This is a genomic window from Bradyrhizobium sp. USDA 3397 (assembly GCF_054060965.1).
Genome location: NZ_JBSSDS010000001.1, coordinates 3178836 through 3195290, shown reverse-complemented (window position 1 = coordinate 3195290; position 16455 = coordinate 3178836). Strand labels below are relative to the sequence as shown.

Here is a 16455-nt window from a genome sequence, read left to right as displayed (position 1 = left end):
ACAAGGTTGGTCGCCGCTCCGGTTCGAAAGCCGAAAACATCGTTAGAAAGTATCGTTAAGGCCTCTGTGGGCCGGCCAGTCAGGCCACCAAAGCCGTCGTACCGGATGTCGCCGCGCCCGGCTGCGCAACCTGACGCGACTCGATCAGCTCATGGAATTTGGCGGCGGGCAGGGGCGGCGCAACCAGATAGCCTTGGCCTTCCTCGACGCCGGAGGCGAGCAATGCGCGGAGCTGCTCCTCGGTCTCGATGCCTTCGGCGACCACGCTCATATTGAGGTCTTTCGCGAGCGCCACCAGCATCTCCACGATCGTGGTCGTCGATGCGTCCACCGTGATCGTGTCCACGAAGAACTTGTCGATCTTGATCGTATCGGCGCCGAGGCCCTTCAGCCGCGACAAACCGCTATGGCCGACGCCGACATCGTCGATGGCGACGCGGAAGCCGCGGTCCCGCAGCTCGGCCACGACCGAAGCGGCGCGCGCGAGATCATCCAATTCGTCGCGCTCGGTGATCTCGACCACGATCTGGCGCGCGGAGACGCGTGCCGTCAGAACCGTGCGCCGCAGTGTCTCGACGAAGCCGGCGCTCAGGAGGTGCTTGGGCACGACGTTCAGCGACAGCTTGAAATTCTTGTCGGCCCTGAGCAATGGCCTGAGCTCGGTGAGCGCCGATCCCAGGATCTGCCAGGTCATCGCCTGGATGCGTCCGCTGGATTCGGCGAGCGGAATGAAATTCATCGGCGGGACCACCGAGCCATCGCGGCGCAGCCAGCGCGCCAGAATCTCGCAGCCCTTGATCCGACCTGTCCGGAGGTCGAAGATCGGTTGGTAATATGGCTTGAATTCGCCGGCTGTCAGCGCCCGGTCGAGATCGGCCACTGGCCCCTCCATGCGGCGGTTGCGTGCCAGCAGGATGCCGAAGATCGCGCCAAGTCCGAGGGCCACTGCGAGCGTTGGCCAATAGGCCTCGTTGTTCCAGCTCGACAGCACCGCGTGCTCGAGCCGGATCTTGGCATGAAGCGGGAGCCGAGCGGACGCTCGCTCGAAGCCGATCGGCGCCGGCAGAGACTTGCCGGCCTCGCTCTGGAATTCGCCAAGCTTCTCGCCATTGCTCAAGGCGAGGATCACCTGGCTGTGCGCGCGCAGCTCGGCCGGCATGATGTCGAACAGGCTGGCATTGACACCGACAATGGCGACCAGGGCGGAGTTGCCATTGACGTCCCTGAGCACGCCCAGGGCGTCGCCGCCGAACTGCTCCACGCGGAACAGGGAAAGCGTCTTGTCGCGCGAAGGCAGCATGTCGCGGCGATCCACCCATCCCTTGTCGAATTCGAGCGTTTCGGAATAGGCCGAGCAGATCACCGAGCCGTCCGGCTTGACGAGGCGGACGTCCTTGATCGCCGAGCGCTGGTAGACATGCAGGCGGATGGCTTGCAGCGCCGCCGGCTCGCAGCTGGCGAAATTGCGCCGCGCGAGCTCGTCCAGGCTGCCTGCAGCGAAATCGACTGCAAGCTCCGATCGGCGCAGAACCACCTCGGTGAGCTCATTGAGCTGATGCGCCTGGTGCTGGCGAATGACGGCGCCAGCGGCGAAATGACCCGCCAAGGCGAACGCCATCGTGCTCGCAAGCACGAGTGCCACAAACGGGAGGTCTGGTCGCAGCACTCTCATCCGGCTCAGGCGAAAAACAGGGCGGGGTGGAAAATTCAAGCAAGGCGTGGAGATTGATCCTAGCCAGCCGGGGCTAAGATAGGGTTTAACGGAAAGACCGGCCCGAAGGGCCCCGCCCGAGCAGTGCCCGGCCAATGGTCTGGCGGCTCGAGGTCAGAAACGAGCATGGAAAGTTGAGCAGTATGATCAGGACGTTAAGCCTCGTGATGGCATTGGCAATCGGGAGCTCTGTGGCCTCGGCGCAGGGAACCAAAGACACGCCATCGGGCACGCAACCCACCTCCGCGACGCGCAGCGGCACGGGCACGAATTCCGGATCGGACACGATGGGCGGAGCCTTCAAAGGAACGGGGACGCCCAGCTACGGAACCAGCCCCGGGATGGGGTCCCAGAAGCGGACGCCCAATTAGGTTGGAACGGCTGGGCGGGCCGGCGCAGGCAACCCGCTCGATCAACCCTTATTGTCCGAGACGATGGCGGACGGGAATGACCCCGGGATAAGGGCGGCTGGCCCTGTCGATGCGGGGCGCCGCGGCATCCCGGGTGGCCCGCAGCCGGAGCACCACGAACGCGATGTTGAGCGCCAGCCAGACCAAAACTGCGGAAATGGCAAAGTGGAGCACTGCCAGACCTCGCTGAGAATCCGGGACCAACAGCCCAAGGTTGATTTGGTTCCGTTTCGCTTCGGCGATGCTGTGCCGCGCTCGCGCAATCAGCTTTTCTTGGCCGCCTTCGACTTCAGCGAAAGACCAAGCCGCAACGCCATGCGCTTGATCGCATCGGGCGAGCGCCCGAGAGCTTTCGCTGCCTGCTCCAGCGAGGTTGAAGACTTGGCCAGCTCGATGAGCCGGCGATCTTCCTTGAACGACCAGGGCCTGCGCGCCATAACCGAAATGATCCTCTCGTCGACACAACGACAAAGCCGCCAAGCGGACCCATGTTCGCTCGACGGCTTTGCTTGGGTGGGGCCGGGCTTGGGGGAGCCCGGTGCGAGATGGATAAGCAATCGCCGAAAGTTCGCAACAAACAACGCGGGTTAAGCTAACCTCTCAACCTTACCGCGATGAAGTTGGTGCATGACGCTCCGTAGAAGCACGGATGCTTCGTCAGAATTGCTGTCTGCGACGGCCGCCAGAAACGTTCGAGAAACATATCGGCTTCTCGTGCATATCGCAGCTGTGCCCGAAGGCAGCGCATCCGGCCGCTTCGTTCGAGGCTGCTGCCGCAGTGAACACGGGTTAACATCGCGGGCTGGATATCGCCCTCGAACGATGAGAGATTTCGTCATCCTCTGGGCTCGTGGTTCTCGCGACGGCCAAAATTCAAGCACCGCGTTGCACAAACTTCATCTTCCTCTGACAAAACTTTCAGCGCCGATGATCTTGAAGTCGTCAGAACATCGCGATGAAATGTACCGGGAGGAGCGTTCCGATCATTGGGAACATTCCAAATGTTTGCAATTCTGGTTCTGATTTCGATTTTTGCAGCTGGCTTTTGCTGCGGCTACGGCGTGCGGGCATGGCGCTCGCGCAGGCGATCGGCACGATATCGTCTCTATGCGCCCTACACGCCGGCAGCGATGGGCGCCAAGCAGAGTGAGCATCCATCGTAGGCGCACAGCCATGTGAGCGCACACTGATCCTGCCGTGCGACCGGGTCGGATAACCATGCGCAGTTAGGTTAACGTGGTGCGGCGCTTGAGAGCTTTGGAAAGGCAACCTAGAACGTAGCAATTCATGGTGAGAGTTTAGCCGCCTGGATTTTCGCGGCTCGCATAGGTGGGCGTGAATGGCGTATTTGATTGCTTTGCTGGGCGCGACTTGCGTCCTCGTTTTGATCGCGTTTGTTCGTGGCTTTGAGCGGCGGCTGAAGGATCGTCCGGGGCCTTGGATCATGAACGAGGGCCCTGCGAATGACTGATCAAAGGCACAACGCGCCGCGCAGATACTTCGTCGATGCCCAAGGGCATCGCGTTCTGATCGGCGTGTCTCCGGAAGAGACGGCGGAGTTCGAAGCGCTGGATCTTGCATCGAACGAGACAGGGCAATTTACATCCGAGGTCCGCGTGCGAAAAGGAGCCGCTGCCGACGGCGAGATCCGCTGGCACGAGCTCTATTCCAAGCACGCGGGAGCTTGGCGGGCATGGATTGCACAAAGCCAGACCGCACGGGTGCCGGATTCAGGATTTGTTAACTACGTCTGACCGATGGTACCCGCCTGGATCTCGTATGTGGGATGGCCCGGATGTTTCAGCTGTTCCTGAGAGCGCGCGCACACAATCTTCTCGGCTCCCGCCGCGAGGACAAAACCTTCAAGGCCCGCTCGGCCGAGCGTGACGCGGAGACCGACCGCGGGCGGATCGGTGCCGTTTTGGCCGCGATCGAAACCGCCTTGCAGGAGGCGGAGAGGGAGCAGGCCGGGCTCAACCGGCGTGTCGACGATGCGCTTGCCCGTGCCTCCGTCACCTTCGGAAACGGCACCGATGAGTATCTCGAGCGGGAGCCGCTCGACAATCATCATCAGGATCTCTTCGCGGCCGACATCTCGAACGGCCAGCGCCGGCTCAAGGAATTGGCGAGCAGCATCGCCCACTTGAAGTTCGTCAAGACGGCAATGCTCACGCGCTTTCCGGATTTCAAACCGCCGCAGCTGAACAGCTAGTCACGCGTCTGCGGCCATCCTTCGAGACGCCCGCTTTCAGCGTGCTCCTCAGGATGAGGAGGGAATGCGCGGCAGCAGCAATGTCAACGAGCACCGACGCCAAATGGCCTCATCCTGAGGAGGCGCGCAAGCGCCGTCTCGAAGGACGAGGCGTGAACATAGTCGCCGTCAGGAGGCGCCGCGGTAGCCCTCCCGGCACGTACGGCAGATCGCACGACACTTCACCGGTTTGCCGTTTTGGTGCTTCGATCCTTTTTGATATGATTACGAAAATCATTCATGGATTGAAGGAGCGTAAGAGGTGCCAGTCAAAAATTTGCGGACGTTGGTTGGATTGGCAGGTGCTTTGACATTGGCCGTGCCGGGGACGGCGTCGGCCATCACCGCCGAAGTGGCGCGGGCATGCGACGCCGCGGTGGCCAAGGCCTTTCCGCCCAGGCAGATCGGCAACCCCGCAGCGGGGAGTGCCAAGGGAACGGGCAAAGACCAGCGCGAGTACTTCCAGAAATGCGTCGCCAACAACGGCAAGGTCGACGACATGCCGGCGGATGCGCCAAAGGACAGCAAGCCGGCCAAATAGGAAACAAAGGCTGCGTTATCGCCGCGGCGGCGGGCAGGGCGAGTAGAACGCGCCGTTCGCCGCATTGATGCGCTCGACGCATTGGTTGGGATCGGTGATCGTCCCAGCGATGGTGAAGTCATAGCCCATGCCCCTGACCACCACGACGTAGCGGCCGGGCGCGAGCGTGAAGCCGTCTTGCTCCGGTTGCAGCAACAGCATTCTCGACTGGTCGTCGATCGGACCTACCTTGTAGGGGTAGGACATGCTGCGGATGACCCAGGAATCGCCGGCGCTGACCATGGCGGCCTTGCCGGTGGCATCGATGCCCATCGACCGGGACACTTTCGCGATCACCCGAACTTCGGTCCCGGCCGCATCGACACCCCCGTCGGGCCTGAACACGATGAATTTGACGTCGCCGTCCATCAAAGTGGTCGCGCTCGGCGTGTTGATGGCGGCCGAGATCGCGACGCGCCGGTCCGGAATCTTTCCCGGCACTGGCTTGAGCTCATGGAGCTGGCCCTCGCTCAAGGCGTAGACGCCGAACGTCGTCGGCAGGGGCATCGAGGGGTGCGCCGCCGGCGCCGGCTCCTTTGCGCTCTCCGGGGTTCGTTCAGCGGTCTCGCTGGCCGAGGGAGTCGGAATCGCGGTCAGCTGAGGCTCCGGGCTCTTGGCCGAACGTTCGGGCTGCGCCATCTGCGACGATGCCGTCAGTTGTGCCTTCAGCCGCGGCCAATACACGACCGCGGTGCCGGCGCCCGCAATGAGCAGGAGGATCGCGGTCAATCGAACGAGAGACTTGAAAGCGCCGCTCCGTTTGGGTTGGTCGGGCGATCCTGGCGGTGCGGCAGGACGCCGCGCCGTCTCGGCAGCCATCGGAATGGCTGATGACGCCGAGGCAGCGAGCGTCGGAATGGGCGGGGGGACGGGGACGTTCGCCGGTGGAGAATTCGGCACGGGGACCGAGGCATCCCTGGTCGGTGCAGACTTCTCGCTTCGCTCAAAGGCGCGTTCGACCTCCCGAATGGCGCGTTCGAGGACTTGCTGGAGCTCTCGCGCTTCCCGCGCATCGGCGTGGGTGAATTGTTCCAGAAGCTTGACGCGAGCCAGCTCGTAGACGACATCCCGCATCTGCCTGGGGTCGCCGGAGACTTCGCGGATCCGCTCTGACAACAGGCGGACGAGCCCGGCCTTGATCTCTTGCGCCTGCGAGGCGTTGGCTGCGGTGTCGCCGGTCTCGGTCATCAAGAGCGATCAACTAGCCCGGATAGTGCCGTTTCGCTAGGTTTTTTCACCCCGGATCGCGTCGGTTGCGGTGAAACACGCTGATGCTCCGGCCGCAAAGGTCCTGCGCGTTCTTTTCGTAGCGCTTGCTTTTGGGCGGAAACCTGTGACATTTCGACCGGCTCCTTCTTCCGGTGTGTGACCATGCGCGGCATTTTGACAGCAATCATGTTTTTGGCCTTTCTGGTTCAGTCTGCTTCTGCACAAGGGACCAAGGATCAGGCCAACACGACGAGCTCCAGCATCGTGACGACGACCGACAAAAAGAAGCAGACCACCCAGGCTGCCTCGCGGCCCACGGCTGTCCGGAACGTGGGTAGCGGTTCTACCGGACAGGCGGCCCAAGGTGTCTGGAGGAATGGCAAGCTGATCGCCGTGCCGCGGTGAGGTCGCGCAACGAACCGTGATGCCGTCGTGAAGGAACGGTCTTCGCCTCCCTGACGTTCTTGCTCGGGAGATATCGCATGAAACGAATAGTCTTGATCACACTCGCCCTTGTGGTGCCTGCGGGCGCCTGGGCCCAGGGCGTCAGCGATCCGTCGACGCCCAACCGCAATGTGATCATCGTCAACCCGTCGCAGCCCGCGCGTCCCAACGCGACGCCGAATATCCCGAGCCGGATCGAGCCTCCCGTGACGACTTACGGACGGGCCCGGCCCTATCACGGGAATACAACCCGGGGCAGCGGGTCGAGCCGCCGTTACTGAAGCGTTTTCGGGCGAAGTAGATACCGCTTCGCGCGTCGTGGGCCTGCCTATTGCGGGTTGACTTCGACCTCCAGAGTCGACGTCCCGGGATCATGACGGTTCTTGCCCGAAATCAGCAGCGTGAACTTGTCAGCGCCTCGCGCTTCCCTTTCTGCAGAATAGCGAAAGCCGGACCCGACCACCGCCAATTGTCCCCGCGATGGCCCGCTCACGACCGACACGCTGAAGATCTGCATATAAGACCAACGCAGTCCCTGAATGCAGTCGGCTCCAGGCGCGATCGACATCGTCCATTTCACGGTGTCGTGCGACAGCGCGAACGGTGTCCGCTCCTTGATGCAGATGGGGCTGGCGTGAGCCGTGAGGGCGGACATGGCATACGCCGCAACGGCAACACGCAACAACGATACCAGGCTTGCACGCATTCTCGGCAACTCCATCGACGGATGCCGAAGTCTAGCAGCGATGGTCTAACGAGGCCTTAGAACGACGCTATTGTCCTTGCGGCGCTCATCCGATGCCGATCGCAGATAGGTCGATCATCGGTCGGCCTCTCTCCGGATCATGCCATACTAGACCTGTTTTGCCCGACGGATCAAGCCAGACTTCGGAAAATGCGTAAGTCATTGATTCGGTTGGTGCCGGCTACTGTGCATGGGGTTGTTTTTCGCTTTTTGAAGGGACGGCCGCCGCGTCCCGAAAATGTTGCAATTGGCAGCCGTATCAGCTGAAGTTGCGGCTGCCGCTCGGCCCCATTGGAGTCATCGGAGTGCGACCCGTCCGCTGCAAGTCCCTGTCAGACCGCCGGAGACCGGCGCGCGCGCCGGTTCATGCGGCCGTGGCGGCCGCTGTCGGATTGGCTCTTTACGCCTGCCCGCTCTCGTGCCGTGCTCAGACCGAGCCGGAGCCGTCCATCAACGACTATCTTCCGCCGAGCGAGCCGGAAGTCTCGCGCGACGAATGGCGGCGGCGCATCGAGGATGCGCGGCGCCGTGCCAAGGGGGTTGCGCGCGAGCGGCGCGAGCATCCGGACCTCTACAAGCCGATTCCGGAAGATCCGGACCTCGTCGCGACCGAACGTCTGCTTCGCGACGACAGCCTGCAGCGAGGCGACATCGTCGCCACCAAGAAGGGCATGTTCGTCTACCAGGGGCGATCCGATCAGCCGCGCCGCGATCAGGACTTCGTGCCGGTGAACCCGAAATCGGTCCGCTGATTTAGTACCGCCGCAAGATCTCGTTGAACCTGGGATCGGTCACTTTCGTCGTCTCCAGCAGCAGCGACTTGCCTTGCGGCGTTGCCTGCACATAGGCCGCGATCAGCAGCGGCTCGTAACGCGAGCGGTTGGCCAGCGCCGACCGGATGTCGGATTGCGCCAGCAGCTTGATCTCGTCGTCGGTTGCCGCGGCGCTCGAGGTCACGGTGCGGACGCGTGAGAAGGCAACGTCGATCGGCACCGACCCGGTCAAGTACGACATCTTCACCGCAGGCGTGACCGCCTCGCCGGCCTGGGCCTGTAGCGTGCCGAGCGTGAGCCAGAGCGCCGGCCTGATCGGCGAGACTTTCAAGGCTGCCACGACAGCGGCTTGGGCCGTCTTGTTCTCGCTGGCCCTTCCGCCTGCCTCGGCCGACGGACGGTGCAGAACGTCGGCGGCCATCGCTGCCGCATGATTTGCCAGGAGGTCGCCATCCCACGAAAAGGATGCCAGGCTGCCTGCCGCCGCGAGCTTGGCCTTGTCCGGCGGAATCTCGCCCGAGAACAAGTCGCGGGCGCGAAAGTTCGGCCGTACGAGATCGCCATAGAACGTCATGCCGGCGTGGAGCGCCAGCGCGATCGCGGTCAAGATACCAATGGCGCGAAGCGTGATCACCGAAGTTGCGGCCTAAGCTTTCAAATTGCTAGGAGACTATCGCCTTGGATCGTCAATAGGGTCAAGTTGCCGGTCGCATAAGCGCCGGTGTCGATGTTGATGCGGTTCGAGCGGATATCGGGCGCGCTGACCGGCGTATGGCCGTGTACGATATATTTGCCGAAGCGCTCCTCGGAGGCGAGGAATTCCTCGCGGATCCAGAGCAGATCCTCATCCTTCTGGCGATCGAGCGGGACGCCCGGTTTGACGCCGGCATGGACGAAGAAGAAGTCGCCGCAGGTAAAGGACGAGGGCAATTGCTGGAGGAAGGCGAGGTGCTCCGGCGGGAGCGCACGTCTCAGTCCCTCGATCAGTTCGACCTGCTGCTCGGCGGAAGGGTTCATCGTCGGCATGACGCCGTAGGAGACCAGCGTCAGCAGACCGCCATAGTGGCGCCACTCCTGCAGGCGGGCCGGGTCCTTGAGCACCTCGAGCAGGAAGACCTCGTGATTGCCCTTCAGACATACCGTCTCGTGCGACTTCGAGCGTTCGATCAAGAGATCAAGAACGGCGCGTGAGTCCGGGCCGCGGTCGACATAGTCACCGAGAAAGACCTGAATGGCGCGTTGCGGCGCCGAGCGGGCCAAGTCGGCGTCGATCACGGTTAACAGCGATTGAAGCAAGTCGGCGCGGCCATGCACGTCGCCGATCGCATAGACGCGGACGCCGTCGGGAAGCCGCGGCTTGGTCTTCTTTCGAAAGCGGGAGGAAAGGCCCATCAGGTCGGTCGAATCGCTTCCAGCGTCACGAGCGGAACGTCGTGACCGCTCTTAGCAGAACAAGTCACACATCGGTATTCTTAATTGTTTCCGACCGATGAGCCCGCATTTTGATTAAAGCCTCGCGTGGCCTTTGAGCCGTATTTCAAGAGGTCTCGCGTAGCGTCTCCCCAACAAGAACGGGGAGCGCGACATGCGCAAAGTTGTGAAGTTCCTGGCGGCCGTCGCCGCCATCGTCGTTGCTGCGGGGGTGCAGCAGAAAGCGGAAGCCGCCTTCGTCGGGGCGCCCCTGGGGCTGCGCGGTGCCATCCACTACATCAAGTTCGACCAGCCGACGCTGCCGCCGATGGCGTTCACGCTCTTCTGCCTGAAGTACAAGGAGGAGTGCAAACCGCGTCCGCAGCGGATCGTCTTCCGCGGCGGACGTCTGAAGCTGACGGCCGAGCGCATGGCGCAGATGCAGGAGGTCAACCAGCGGGTCAATGCCGCGATCCGCCCCGAGGCCAATCTCGAAGGGCTGCGCGGCGAGAAGTGGCTGCTGCATCCGGCGAGCGGCGACTGCAACGACTATGCCGTGACAAAACGCCACGATCTGATCGCCAAGGGCTTTCCGGCGCGCTCGGTGCTGCTGAGCGAGGTCGTGACCAGCTGGGGCGAGCATCATCTCGTGGTCGTGGTGCGCACCTTCTCCGGCGATCTCGTGCTGGACAATCTCTCCGGCCACATCATGTCGTGGTCGAAGAAGCCCTATCGCTGGGTCCGCATCCAGTCGCCCAAGAATCCGAACTACTGGGCCTCGCTCGGCGACCGCGCGGTCTGATCACCCGCGCGCTATCGTGATCCGGATTGGCTGACGCTCTGCGACAGCCCCAGTCCCAAGATCACCGAAAGGCAAAGGATTGCTGCCGGGTGCAGCAATCCGGGACCGGCAAAGCTCTGAACCAGCGCAAACAGGACGCAGGCCGCAGCCGAAGCGGGAAAGAACGAGTCACGTCCGCGCTGCAGGGCGCCGACGAACAGGCGAACCAAAGCGAGCAGGCTCACCGCGATCATGGCGACCAAGCCGAGCCAACCCATCCCCGCGAACACGGATGTGGCCGCCGAGGGCGCCGTCAGGACGGCGCCGGCATCGCTCTGATAGATCCTGCCCACCGCAGAAAAGGTCCCCGCGCCGGCACCGAACCAGCGGGTATCGGCCAGCATGCGCTCGAGGGCGGCCTTGGTCTCGGTCCCCATCTCCGGAACGAGCCGCAGGACGATCGGTCCGGAATTCTTTTCGAACAGGAAGGTCAGCACGATCGCCGCGCCGATCAGGGCTGCCACCGACAACGCGCTCGCGGCCAATGGCGACAGATCCAGTCTGCGGATCACGAGGACCAGCAGGATCAGCACGACGCCAAAGGCCGCTGCCATGGCGCTGTTGGTCCCGGACAGCCCAAAGATCGCGACGGCACTGACCAAGGCTCCGACCAGACCGCAAAGCCCGATCACGACCGAGCGAACGATCGAATGATGCGTCTCCGCCCGTTCAGCGGCGAGCTGCATCACCGCCAGATTGAGCATGAGGCCGAGCCCGGCCAGGCTCGTCGTGAGGTCATGGGGGACGGATCCGGCAAGCGCCGGCGAGAGCCGATGCAGGTCCAACATCAAGGCGGAGATCGCGGTTACGCCGCTCAGCACGAACAGAACCAGCTCGGCACGGCCGCGGTTGCGGACCACCAGGATCGCGACGCCGAGCAATGAGATTGCAGCCAGCGCCAGCAGCAGCGCGTTCACCGTCAAGCCGATATCGGCCGTGATCGGCCCGAGCGACAGGCCACCGATCACCTCGTGGGCGCTGGCCCAGATCGGATGCGCAAAGCGCAGCGGAAGCGGAGCGAGCTGGGCCGCGATGCACAGCGGAATGGCGACCAGGATCCAGCGGCCCCAGGAGGTCGCACGGACATAGTGCTCGTAGTCGGCCTTTCGCGCGCTCGAGGCCGCGGCCAGCAGACTTAGCGCAGTGGCCATCGTCCCGAGCTGCGCCCCCAACGTGGCGCCGGCGATTTCGAGAGCGGTAGCGGAAACGATGGAAACGATGAGGGCAAAATAAGCGAGGGACAAACGGCGCGCTCGAAGGGAATCCTGAAACGAGTCAGGTCACCATACAAGCGTGCGATGCGTTTTCAAACAGAGGCCTGCGTTGCGATCAGCGCGTGGCCTTGACCGGCCGGCCGAAGACGCGGGTGGCGCGTGCGGCGGCAAGGGCAAAGCGCGCCCCCGAACCGAAGAGGTAACCGCCCTGGAGGGCGATGGCGGCAAATGCCGCGGCCTTCATGCCTCCAAGGAAGCCAAGGCTCGTCATCATGCTGACCGGCAGCATGGTGAGCACCAGCGCAAATGTGACCGGCAGGAGCACGAAGACGCGAAAGCGTTGGCCCAGCACGGCACCTGTGAGAAAGCTGAAAATCAAAAAGGCGGTCATCCGAAACACTCTCCGTGCTCCGGACCCTAGGTTTCCCGCCTAAAAAGACCCTTAAGTTGTATGGCTAAATTTGGCCTATTGGCCGCAATTTGCCAGCAGCGAATGATAGGCCTCCCGCAGCCCGTTGAGCGCTACCATCCCCTTGATCTCGGTGTCGCCTTCCCTGACCACCACGGACAGAGAGGCCGTCGTCTGCCACTTCCCGGCGGCAAAGGCCGAGACCTCGTCAGGGAGCAGCACGGCCGCTCCCGCGGCCGCCATGCTGCCCTCGAAGCTCAGGGTGCCGCCGCCGCTCGCCGCGATGGTCAGCTTGGGGCGGCTCCGGGGCGGAAAGGGCCGGATCAAGGCCACCAGCACGTCGACCTTGCCCTTCGGAGCGCAGCGGACGATCAGGCCGGCGAAGTCCGGGTCCGATTGGGTGGTGTCGGCGGTCTTCATGATGGCCGCGAAGCTTTCGCCGTCCTTGGCCCCTTGGGTCCGGGTGAATTTCCAGACGGAAGTGGACGCAGGGCCGGCCACCTCAACAACGGCGCCGCGACACCACGCCCCGGCGCTGCCAAGGCAGGGGGTAGCGGCGCGATCGGCGGCGCCAAAGAGGGAGCCCGCCAACAGCGGGATCAGAAGGAGGCCAGACACCGGGAGTTCCTATCCTTAACAAAAGCCTTGCACTCGACACACTACGCCTCGACAGGGGCTCATTGCCCTCTGACCGGGCACACGAAATACAACAAATGGTCACAAAGACTTAAACCAAGCCCCAAAGAGTGGCCTGCACGCAACACTGGCCGACGGATCGCTCCGTTAACCACCGGGAACCCTTGTCGCACCACCCCCTAGGCCGTACCAATTTACGTCACTTGGGGACCCACGGGCGCGATTCATGTCATCTATTGCCAAGACCTATGTGTTGAAGCCAGCTTTTCTGCTGGCCGCTCTAGCGCTCGGGGCCTGCTCGACCAATCCCGGATCGGGACCGCTCACCGACGACGTCAACAACAAGATCCAGACCGAAAACGCGCCGGCCTACGAGCTGGTGCCGCTCAATCCGGCGACCGTGAAGATCCTGCACACCCACGAGCCCAAGGGCCTTGCCGGCGTGTTCACCGACCGCCGTCCGCCCGCCAGCATCGTGTTCGGCATCGGCGACGTCGTCAGCGTCACCATCTTCGAAGCCGCGGCGGGCGGTCTGTTCATCCCGGCGGAAGCCGGCGTCCGTCCGGGTAACTACGTGACCATCCCGGATCAGTCGGTCGACAATGATGGCTTCATCACCGTGCCCTATGCGGGTCAGATCAAGGCCGCGGGCCTGACGGCGGTCCAAATCCAGCGCGCGATCGTCGAGAGGATCGGCAACCGCGCCATCGAGCCGCAGGCGGTCGTGGCGATGTCCTCGCAGCGCACTCAGCTGATCAGCGTGCTCGGCGAGGTCAATTCGCCGGCGCGTTATCCGGCGAGCGCGGCGGGTGCGAAGGATCGCGTGCTCGATGCGATCACCCGCGCCGGCGGCATCAAGGGCCAGGGCTTCGAGACCTGGGTCATGCTGGAGCGTGGCGGACGGCGTGCCACCGTGCCGTTTGAGAATCTCGTGATGGCGCCCGAGAACAACGTCTATGTGCGTCCCGACGACAGCATTTACGTCTATCGCGAGCAGCAGAAGTTCCTGGCGTTCGGCGCCAGCGGCCAGAGCGGCGAGTTCAACTTCGACGCCTGGCGCATTAACCTCGGCGAAGCGGTCGGCAAGGCTGGCGGTCTCCTGGATGGCCAGGCCGATCCGGCGGCCGTTTATCTCTATCGCCGCGAGCCGCGCGAGGTTGCGGCCCAGCTTGGCATCGACGTGAGCAAGTACACCTCGGAGACGATCCCGGTCATCTTCAACGTGAACTTCCGCGATCCCGGCGGCTTCTTCCTCGCCACCAAGGTCATGATGAAGAACGGCGACATCATCTATGTCTCGAACTCGCGCAACGTCGAAGTTGCCAAGTTCCTGAACTACCTGCGTGTGATCATGGCGACCGGCAGCGACAGCATCAATCTCGCCAACGACGCCCTGATCTTCCGCAACAACATCAAGCTGGCGCCGTAAGACGCCGACTTGATCGACCAAATCGATGGCACCGGGGCTTTGTCCCGGTGCCATTTTCGTTTAGCAATCGAGGCGGTTCTGCTGCGCCGACAAGCCCGGGATCTGGATCAAGGCGCCACTCGGCACGGGCGCGCCGGTCATCGGTCACCCCGCGGCTTTGCAAGGGGCTTCATGCGCTTTCGAACATTTTGCCGTCTTCTGGCTCTCGTCCCGCTTACCTTCGCGCTTGCACCGGTCGGGCCGGTGCTCGGCGCTGCCGCAGAGATGGGCGTCCGCCATCGCATCGATGTCATGGTTTCCGCCGAGCCTGATGCTCCCGTCCTGTCGCGCCTCAAGGGCGCCAGGGGCGAGCTATCCTTCACCGTCCGCCTCTCGGCGAACTCCAAGGAGAGCAAGTTCTTCGGCATGCTGCGCCCGTCCTTCCCCGACATCGTCGTGCCCGACGGCCCGGGCAAGCCGCTGGTGCAGCAGACCAAACTCTGGGAGGAGGATGTCTGCCATCAGCGCCGCGGCCTGCCGAAGGCCACGGTGACCCAGCTCGGCGGGCATTTTGCGCAAGGGGAGGGGCGGATCGAGATTTCCGCCATCAACCGGCACATCGGCGTCCTGGTGCCGCCCGACGAATTAACTCCCGGAATAAAACTGGATCAGGGGAGTGATAGCTTTGGATTATTCTATGCGTTCCGCGCGCAGAGCCGGAACAGCCGGCTCAACGTCGATCTGAAGATCTATCCGATCGATTGCTTCCTCTAGCGCGAGCAAGGCTCGCAAGACATGACGATGCGCCTTTGGCTTCCCAAGATTCGCTGGTCGTGGAGCCTGCCCGCGGCCTTCATCCTGTTCTTCGTGGCCGCCGGCGCGCCGTTTCCGTTCGGCTCGACCAATGATCTGTCGATCGCGTTCTGGTGCCTGTGTCTCGGCATCGCGGTGATCTTCGCGCCGACGCGCGATTTGCGCCCGCCGCATCTCTGGCTGCTCGCCGGCATCGGCGTGATCGTTGCTGCTTACGCTTTCGTGCTGCACGAGCAGCTTTCCGATCATCCCTGGGTCGCGCCGTTTCAGCCGATCTGGAAGCAGGCCTCGGATCTGCTCGGCGTGCCGATCGCCCCGTCCGCTTCGACCGTCAAGAACGAGGCGTTCTTCGCGCTCGGCGCGCCGCTCGCCAACATCCTCGCGATCGTGCTCGGCATCACCGTCGGTGCCGATCGGATGCGCGCGCGCCGACTGCTGTGGATGATTGCGATATCGGGCGCGGCTTACGCGCTCTACGGCGTCGCCTCGTTCCTAATCGAGCCGACCATGATCCTGTGGCGGGACAAGACGGCGTATCTCGGCAGCGTCACCGGCACCTTCATCAACCGCAACACGGCGGCGGCCTATTTCGGCTCAGCCGCGGTGATCTGGATGCTGCTGATCCTGGAGGACGTCCGCCGCCGCCTGCCGGAGCGGCACATCGAATGGCGGCGCCTGTCGCTCGACCTGCGCGCGATCCCGCCGAAAGAGATCCTGCCGCAGCTTAGCTGCCTCTTGATCTGCCTGATGGCAATGTTCATGACGACCTCACGCGCCGGCGTCGGCCTGTCGCTGCTCGCCATGATCGTCGCGTTCACGCTCTTCCTGAGGAAAGACCTGCCGCCCCGCACCGGCATTTGGATCTCGCTGGGCTCGGGTCTCGCCGTTGCGCTCGGCCTCTTGCAGCTGCTCGGCGATCGCATCTCCAGCCGCTTCGACAGCCAGGGCCTGGTCGACGAGGGCCGCGTCGAGACCTGGAAATCCACGCTTCGGATCATTGGCGACAATCCCTGGTTCGGCACCGGCATGGGCACCTTCCGATGGGCCTTCCCGCCCTACCGCAGCCCGAACATCTCGATTCGCGGCGTCTGGGATGCCGCGCATTCGACGCCGCTGGAGCTTGCCTCCGAGGTGGGCATTCCCATGGCGCTCGTGGTGGCGCTCGGCTGGGCGATCATGCTGCTGGTGCTGGCGCGGGGCGTGTTCGGGCGGCGGCGCGACGCCATCATCCCGCTGGCGGCGGCTGCGACCGCGATGCTGTCGCTATTGCATTCCTGTCTCGACTTCACGCTCCAAATGCCCGGCTACAGCATTCCGTTCTTTGCACTTTTCGGCGCCGGCCTGGCCCAGTCCTTTTCGAGTCGGGAGGGCCGCGCGAGCGCGGGCGCCGGCGCCACCGCACCGCGAGGCGAGGGCCGCCTTGTAACCGCGCCTCCAGCTTCGCGCGCTCGGCCCGAGCTTCACAAAACTGTCTAGATTTGAAGCAGTTGCGCCGTTTACGAAGTTTTCAGTATAAATGGACAGCCCCTCTTTCTTTCGCTAGGTTCTTGGACTGCACAGCCATTTTGCCCGGGCCGAGGACGAGAATCGGGGCAGCTGAT

19 protein-coding genes are annotated in these 16455 nt (G+C 63.4%); 10 read left to right on the top strand and 9 right to left on the bottom strand.

Features of this window, described 5'->3' with window-relative positions; translation table 11 throughout:
* Window positions 1-79: 79 nt before the first annotated feature.
* Together ACVWYQ_RS15050 and ACVWYQ_RS15045 are read right to left on the bottom strand one after the other, a co-directional pair.
* The gene (locus tag ACVWYQ_RS15050) at window positions 80-1672 is read right to left on the bottom strand and encodes an EAL domain-containing protein (RefSeq protein WP_456725787.1); all 1593 of its coding nucleotides are present in this window, start codon (window positions 1670-1672) and stop codon (window positions 80-82) included.
* 712 nt (window positions 1673-2384) lie between these two features.
* Entirely contained in the window at window positions 2385-2678 is a 294-nt protein-coding gene (locus ACVWYQ_RS15045; protein ID WP_456727240.1) for a hypothetical protein, read from the bottom strand.
* Window positions 2679-3584: 906 nt separating this feature from the next.
* Here ACVWYQ_RS15045 and ACVWYQ_RS15040 point away from each other — a divergent pair.
* The 3 genes from ACVWYQ_RS15040 (at window position 3585) to ACVWYQ_RS15030 (ending at window position 4913) form a co-directional block, all read left to right on the top strand.
* Window positions 3585-3875: a hypothetical protein gene (locus tag ACVWYQ_RS15040; RefSeq protein ID WP_456725786.1), complete on the top strand. Its 291-nt coding sequence runs from the start codon at window positions 3585-3587 to the stop codon at window positions 3873-3875.
* Window positions 3876-3916: 41 nt separating this feature from the next.
* Window positions 3917-4333: a hypothetical protein gene (locus tag ACVWYQ_RS15035; RefSeq protein WP_036011274.1), complete on the top strand. Its 417-nt coding sequence runs from the start codon at window positions 3917-3919 to the stop codon at window positions 4331-4333.
* Between the two features lie 358 nt (window positions 4334-4691).
* Complete coding sequence (locus ACVWYQ_RS15030) at window positions 4692-4913, top strand: hypothetical protein (RefSeq protein ID WP_404655723.1); 222 nt, start codon at window positions 4692-4694, stop codon at window positions 4911-4913.
* A gap of 15 nt (window positions 4914-4928) precedes the next feature.
* Here ACVWYQ_RS15030 and ACVWYQ_RS15025 read toward each other — a convergent pair whose 3' ends face one another.
* A complete protein-coding gene (locus ACVWYQ_RS15025; RefSeq protein ID WP_456725785.1) occupies window positions 4929-6140 on the bottom strand; it encodes a hypothetical protein in 1212 nt (403 codons plus the stop codon).
* Window positions 6141-6323: 183 nt separating this feature from the next.
* On the opposite strand from ACVWYQ_RS15025, the gene ACVWYQ_RS15020 reads away from it, so the two are divergent.
* Both ACVWYQ_RS15020 and ACVWYQ_RS15015 read left to right on the top strand, forming a co-directional pair.
* Entirely contained in the window at window positions 6324-6566 is a 243-nt protein-coding gene (locus ACVWYQ_RS15020) for a hypothetical protein (protein ID WP_036035522.1), read from the top strand.
* A 77-nt stretch (window positions 6567-6643) separates the two neighbouring features.
* On the top strand, window positions 6644-6886 hold the full coding sequence (locus ACVWYQ_RS15015) for a hypothetical protein (protein WP_128262894.1): 243 nt from the start codon (window positions 6644-6646) through the stop codon (window positions 6884-6886).
* 47 nt (window positions 6887-6933) lie between these two features.
* Here the strand turns inward: ACVWYQ_RS15015 and ACVWYQ_RS15010 are convergent, their stop codons facing one another.
* The gene (locus ACVWYQ_RS15010) at window positions 6934-7311 is read right to left on the bottom strand and encodes a hypothetical protein (protein ID WP_225142431.1); all 378 of its coding nucleotides are present in this window, start codon (window positions 7309-7311) and stop codon (window positions 6934-6936) included.
* A gap of 413 nt (window positions 7312-7724) precedes the next feature.
* On the opposite strand from ACVWYQ_RS15010, the gene ACVWYQ_RS15005 reads away from it, so the two are divergent.
* A complete protein-coding gene (locus ACVWYQ_RS15005) occupies window positions 7725-8102 on the top strand; it encodes a hypothetical protein (protein WP_456725784.1) in 378 nt (125 codons plus the stop codon).
* Window position 8103: 1 nt separating this feature from the next.
* Here ACVWYQ_RS15005 and ACVWYQ_RS15000 read toward each other — a convergent pair whose 3' ends face one another.
* Together ACVWYQ_RS15000 and ACVWYQ_RS14995 are read right to left on the bottom strand one after the other, a co-directional pair.
* Entirely contained in the window at window positions 8104-8757 is a 654-nt protein-coding gene (locus ACVWYQ_RS15000) for a hypothetical protein (RefSeq protein WP_456725783.1), read from the bottom strand.
* Window positions 8758-8777: 20 nt separating this feature from the next.
* A complete protein-coding gene (locus ACVWYQ_RS14995) occupies window positions 8778-9515 on the bottom strand; it encodes a metallophosphoesterase family protein (protein ID WP_275497428.1) in 738 nt (245 codons plus the stop codon).
* A gap of 193 nt (window positions 9516-9708) precedes the next feature.
* On the opposite strand from ACVWYQ_RS14995, the gene ACVWYQ_RS14990 reads away from it, so the two are divergent.
* A complete protein-coding gene (locus ACVWYQ_RS14990) occupies window positions 9709-10335 on the top strand; it encodes a transglutaminase-like cysteine peptidase (protein ID WP_456725782.1) in 627 nt (208 codons plus the stop codon).
* Between the two features lie 11 nt (window positions 10336-10346).
* On the opposite strand, the gene ACVWYQ_RS14985 is transcribed toward ACVWYQ_RS14990, so the two are convergent.
* The 3 genes from ACVWYQ_RS14985 to ACVWYQ_RS14975 all read right to left on the bottom strand — a co-directional run bounded on the left by ACVWYQ_RS14985 (window position 10347) and on the right by ACVWYQ_RS14975 (window position 12615).
* Entirely contained in the window at window positions 10347-11525 is a 1179-nt protein-coding gene (locus ACVWYQ_RS14985) for a hypothetical protein (RefSeq protein ID WP_456725781.1), read from the bottom strand.
* Between the two features lie 178 nt (window positions 11526-11703).
* The gene (locus tag ACVWYQ_RS14980; protein WP_157285491.1) at window positions 11704-11979 is read right to left on the bottom strand and encodes a hypothetical protein; all 276 of its coding nucleotides are present in this window, start codon (window positions 11977-11979) and stop codon (window positions 11704-11706) included.
* A 75-nt stretch (window positions 11980-12054) separates the two neighbouring features.
* Window positions 12055-12615, bottom strand: coding sequence for a hypothetical protein (locus ACVWYQ_RS14975; RefSeq protein WP_456725780.1), 561 nt, complete (start codon window positions 12613-12615; stop codon window positions 12055-12057).
* A gap of 244 nt (window positions 12616-12859) precedes the next feature.
* Between ACVWYQ_RS14975 and ACVWYQ_RS14970 the strand changes: the two genes are divergently transcribed.
* The 3 genes from ACVWYQ_RS14970 to ACVWYQ_RS14960 all read left to right on the top strand — a co-directional run bounded on the left by ACVWYQ_RS14970 (window position 12860) and on the right by ACVWYQ_RS14960 (window position 16330).
* Window positions 12860-14062 carry a polysaccharide biosynthesis/export family protein gene (locus ACVWYQ_RS14970; RefSeq protein ID WP_128262902.1) on the top strand — a complete coding sequence of 401 codons (1203 nt, stop codon included), beginning with the start codon at window positions 12860-12862 and terminating at the stop codon, window positions 14060-14062.
* 171 nt (window positions 14063-14233) lie between these two features.
* Window positions 14234-14815, top strand: coding sequence for a hypothetical protein (locus tag ACVWYQ_RS14965; RefSeq protein WP_456725779.1), 582 nt, complete (start codon window positions 14234-14236; stop codon window positions 14813-14815).
* A gap of 21 nt (window positions 14816-14836) precedes the next feature.
* The gene (locus tag ACVWYQ_RS14960; protein WP_456725778.1) at window positions 14837-16330 is read left to right on the top strand and encodes an O-antigen ligase family protein; all 1494 of its coding nucleotides are present in this window, start codon (window positions 14837-14839) and stop codon (window positions 16328-16330) included.
* The last annotated feature ends 125 nt before the right edge of the window (window positions 16331-16455 follow it).

What these genes read in the sequence shown, in the direction of transcription:
- ACVWYQ_RS14985 (WP_456725781.1), bottom strand. Translation starts at nt 11,525, where the DNA reads ATGGCCACTGCGCTAAGTCTGCTGGCCGCGGCCTCGAGCGCGCGAAAG.
- ACVWYQ_RS14990 (WP_456725782.1), top strand. Translation starts at nt 9,709, where the DNA reads ATGCGCAAAGTTGTGAAGTTCCTGGCGGCCGTCGCCGCCATCGTCGTT.
- ACVWYQ_RS15020 (WP_036035522.1), top strand. Translation starts at nt 6,324, where the DNA reads ATGCGCGGCATTTTGACAGCAATCATGTTTTTGGCCTTTCTGGTTCAG.
- ACVWYQ_RS14965 (WP_456725779.1), top strand. Translation starts at nt 14,234, where the DNA reads ATGCGCTTTCGAACATTTTGCCGTCTTCTGGCTCTCGTCCCGCTTACC.
- ACVWYQ_RS14980 (WP_157285491.1), bottom strand. Translation starts at nt 11,979, where the DNA reads ATGACCGCCTTTTTGATTTTCAGCTTTCTCACAGGTGCCGTGCTGGGC.
- ACVWYQ_RS14995 (WP_275497428.1), bottom strand. Translation starts at nt 9,515, where the DNA reads ATGGGCCTTTCCTCCCGCTTTCGAAAGAAGACCAAGCCGCGGCTTCCC.
- ACVWYQ_RS15025 (WP_456725785.1), bottom strand. Translation starts at nt 6,140, where the DNA reads ATGACCGAGACCGGCGACACCGCAGCCAACGCCTCGCAGGCGCAAGAG.
- ACVWYQ_RS14970 (WP_128262902.1), top strand. Translation starts at nt 12,860, where the DNA reads ATGTCATCTATTGCCAAGACCTATGTGTTGAAGCCAGCTTTTCTGCTG.
- ACVWYQ_RS15015 (WP_128262894.1), top strand. Translation starts at nt 6,644, where the DNA reads ATGAAACGAATAGTCTTGATCACACTCGCCCTTGTGGTGCCTGCGGGC.
- ACVWYQ_RS15050 (WP_456725787.1), bottom strand. Translation starts at nt 1,672, where the DNA reads ATGAGAGTGCTGCGACCAGACCTCCCGTTTGTGGCACTCGTGCTTGCG.
- ACVWYQ_RS15040 (WP_456725786.1), top strand. Translation starts at nt 3,585, where the DNA reads ATGACTGATCAAAGGCACAACGCGCCGCGCAGATACTTCGTCGATGCC.
- ACVWYQ_RS15010 (WP_225142431.1), bottom strand. Translation starts at nt 7,311, where the DNA reads ATGCGTGCAAGCCTGGTATCGTTGTTGCGTGTTGCCGTTGCGGCGTAT.
- ACVWYQ_RS15035 (WP_036011274.1), top strand. Translation starts at nt 3,917, where the DNA reads ATGTTTCAGCTGTTCCTGAGAGCGCGCGCACACAATCTTCTCGGCTCC.
- ACVWYQ_RS14960 (WP_456725778.1), top strand. Translation starts at nt 14,837, where the DNA reads ATGACGATGCGCCTTTGGCTTCCCAAGATTCGCTGGTCGTGGAGCCTG.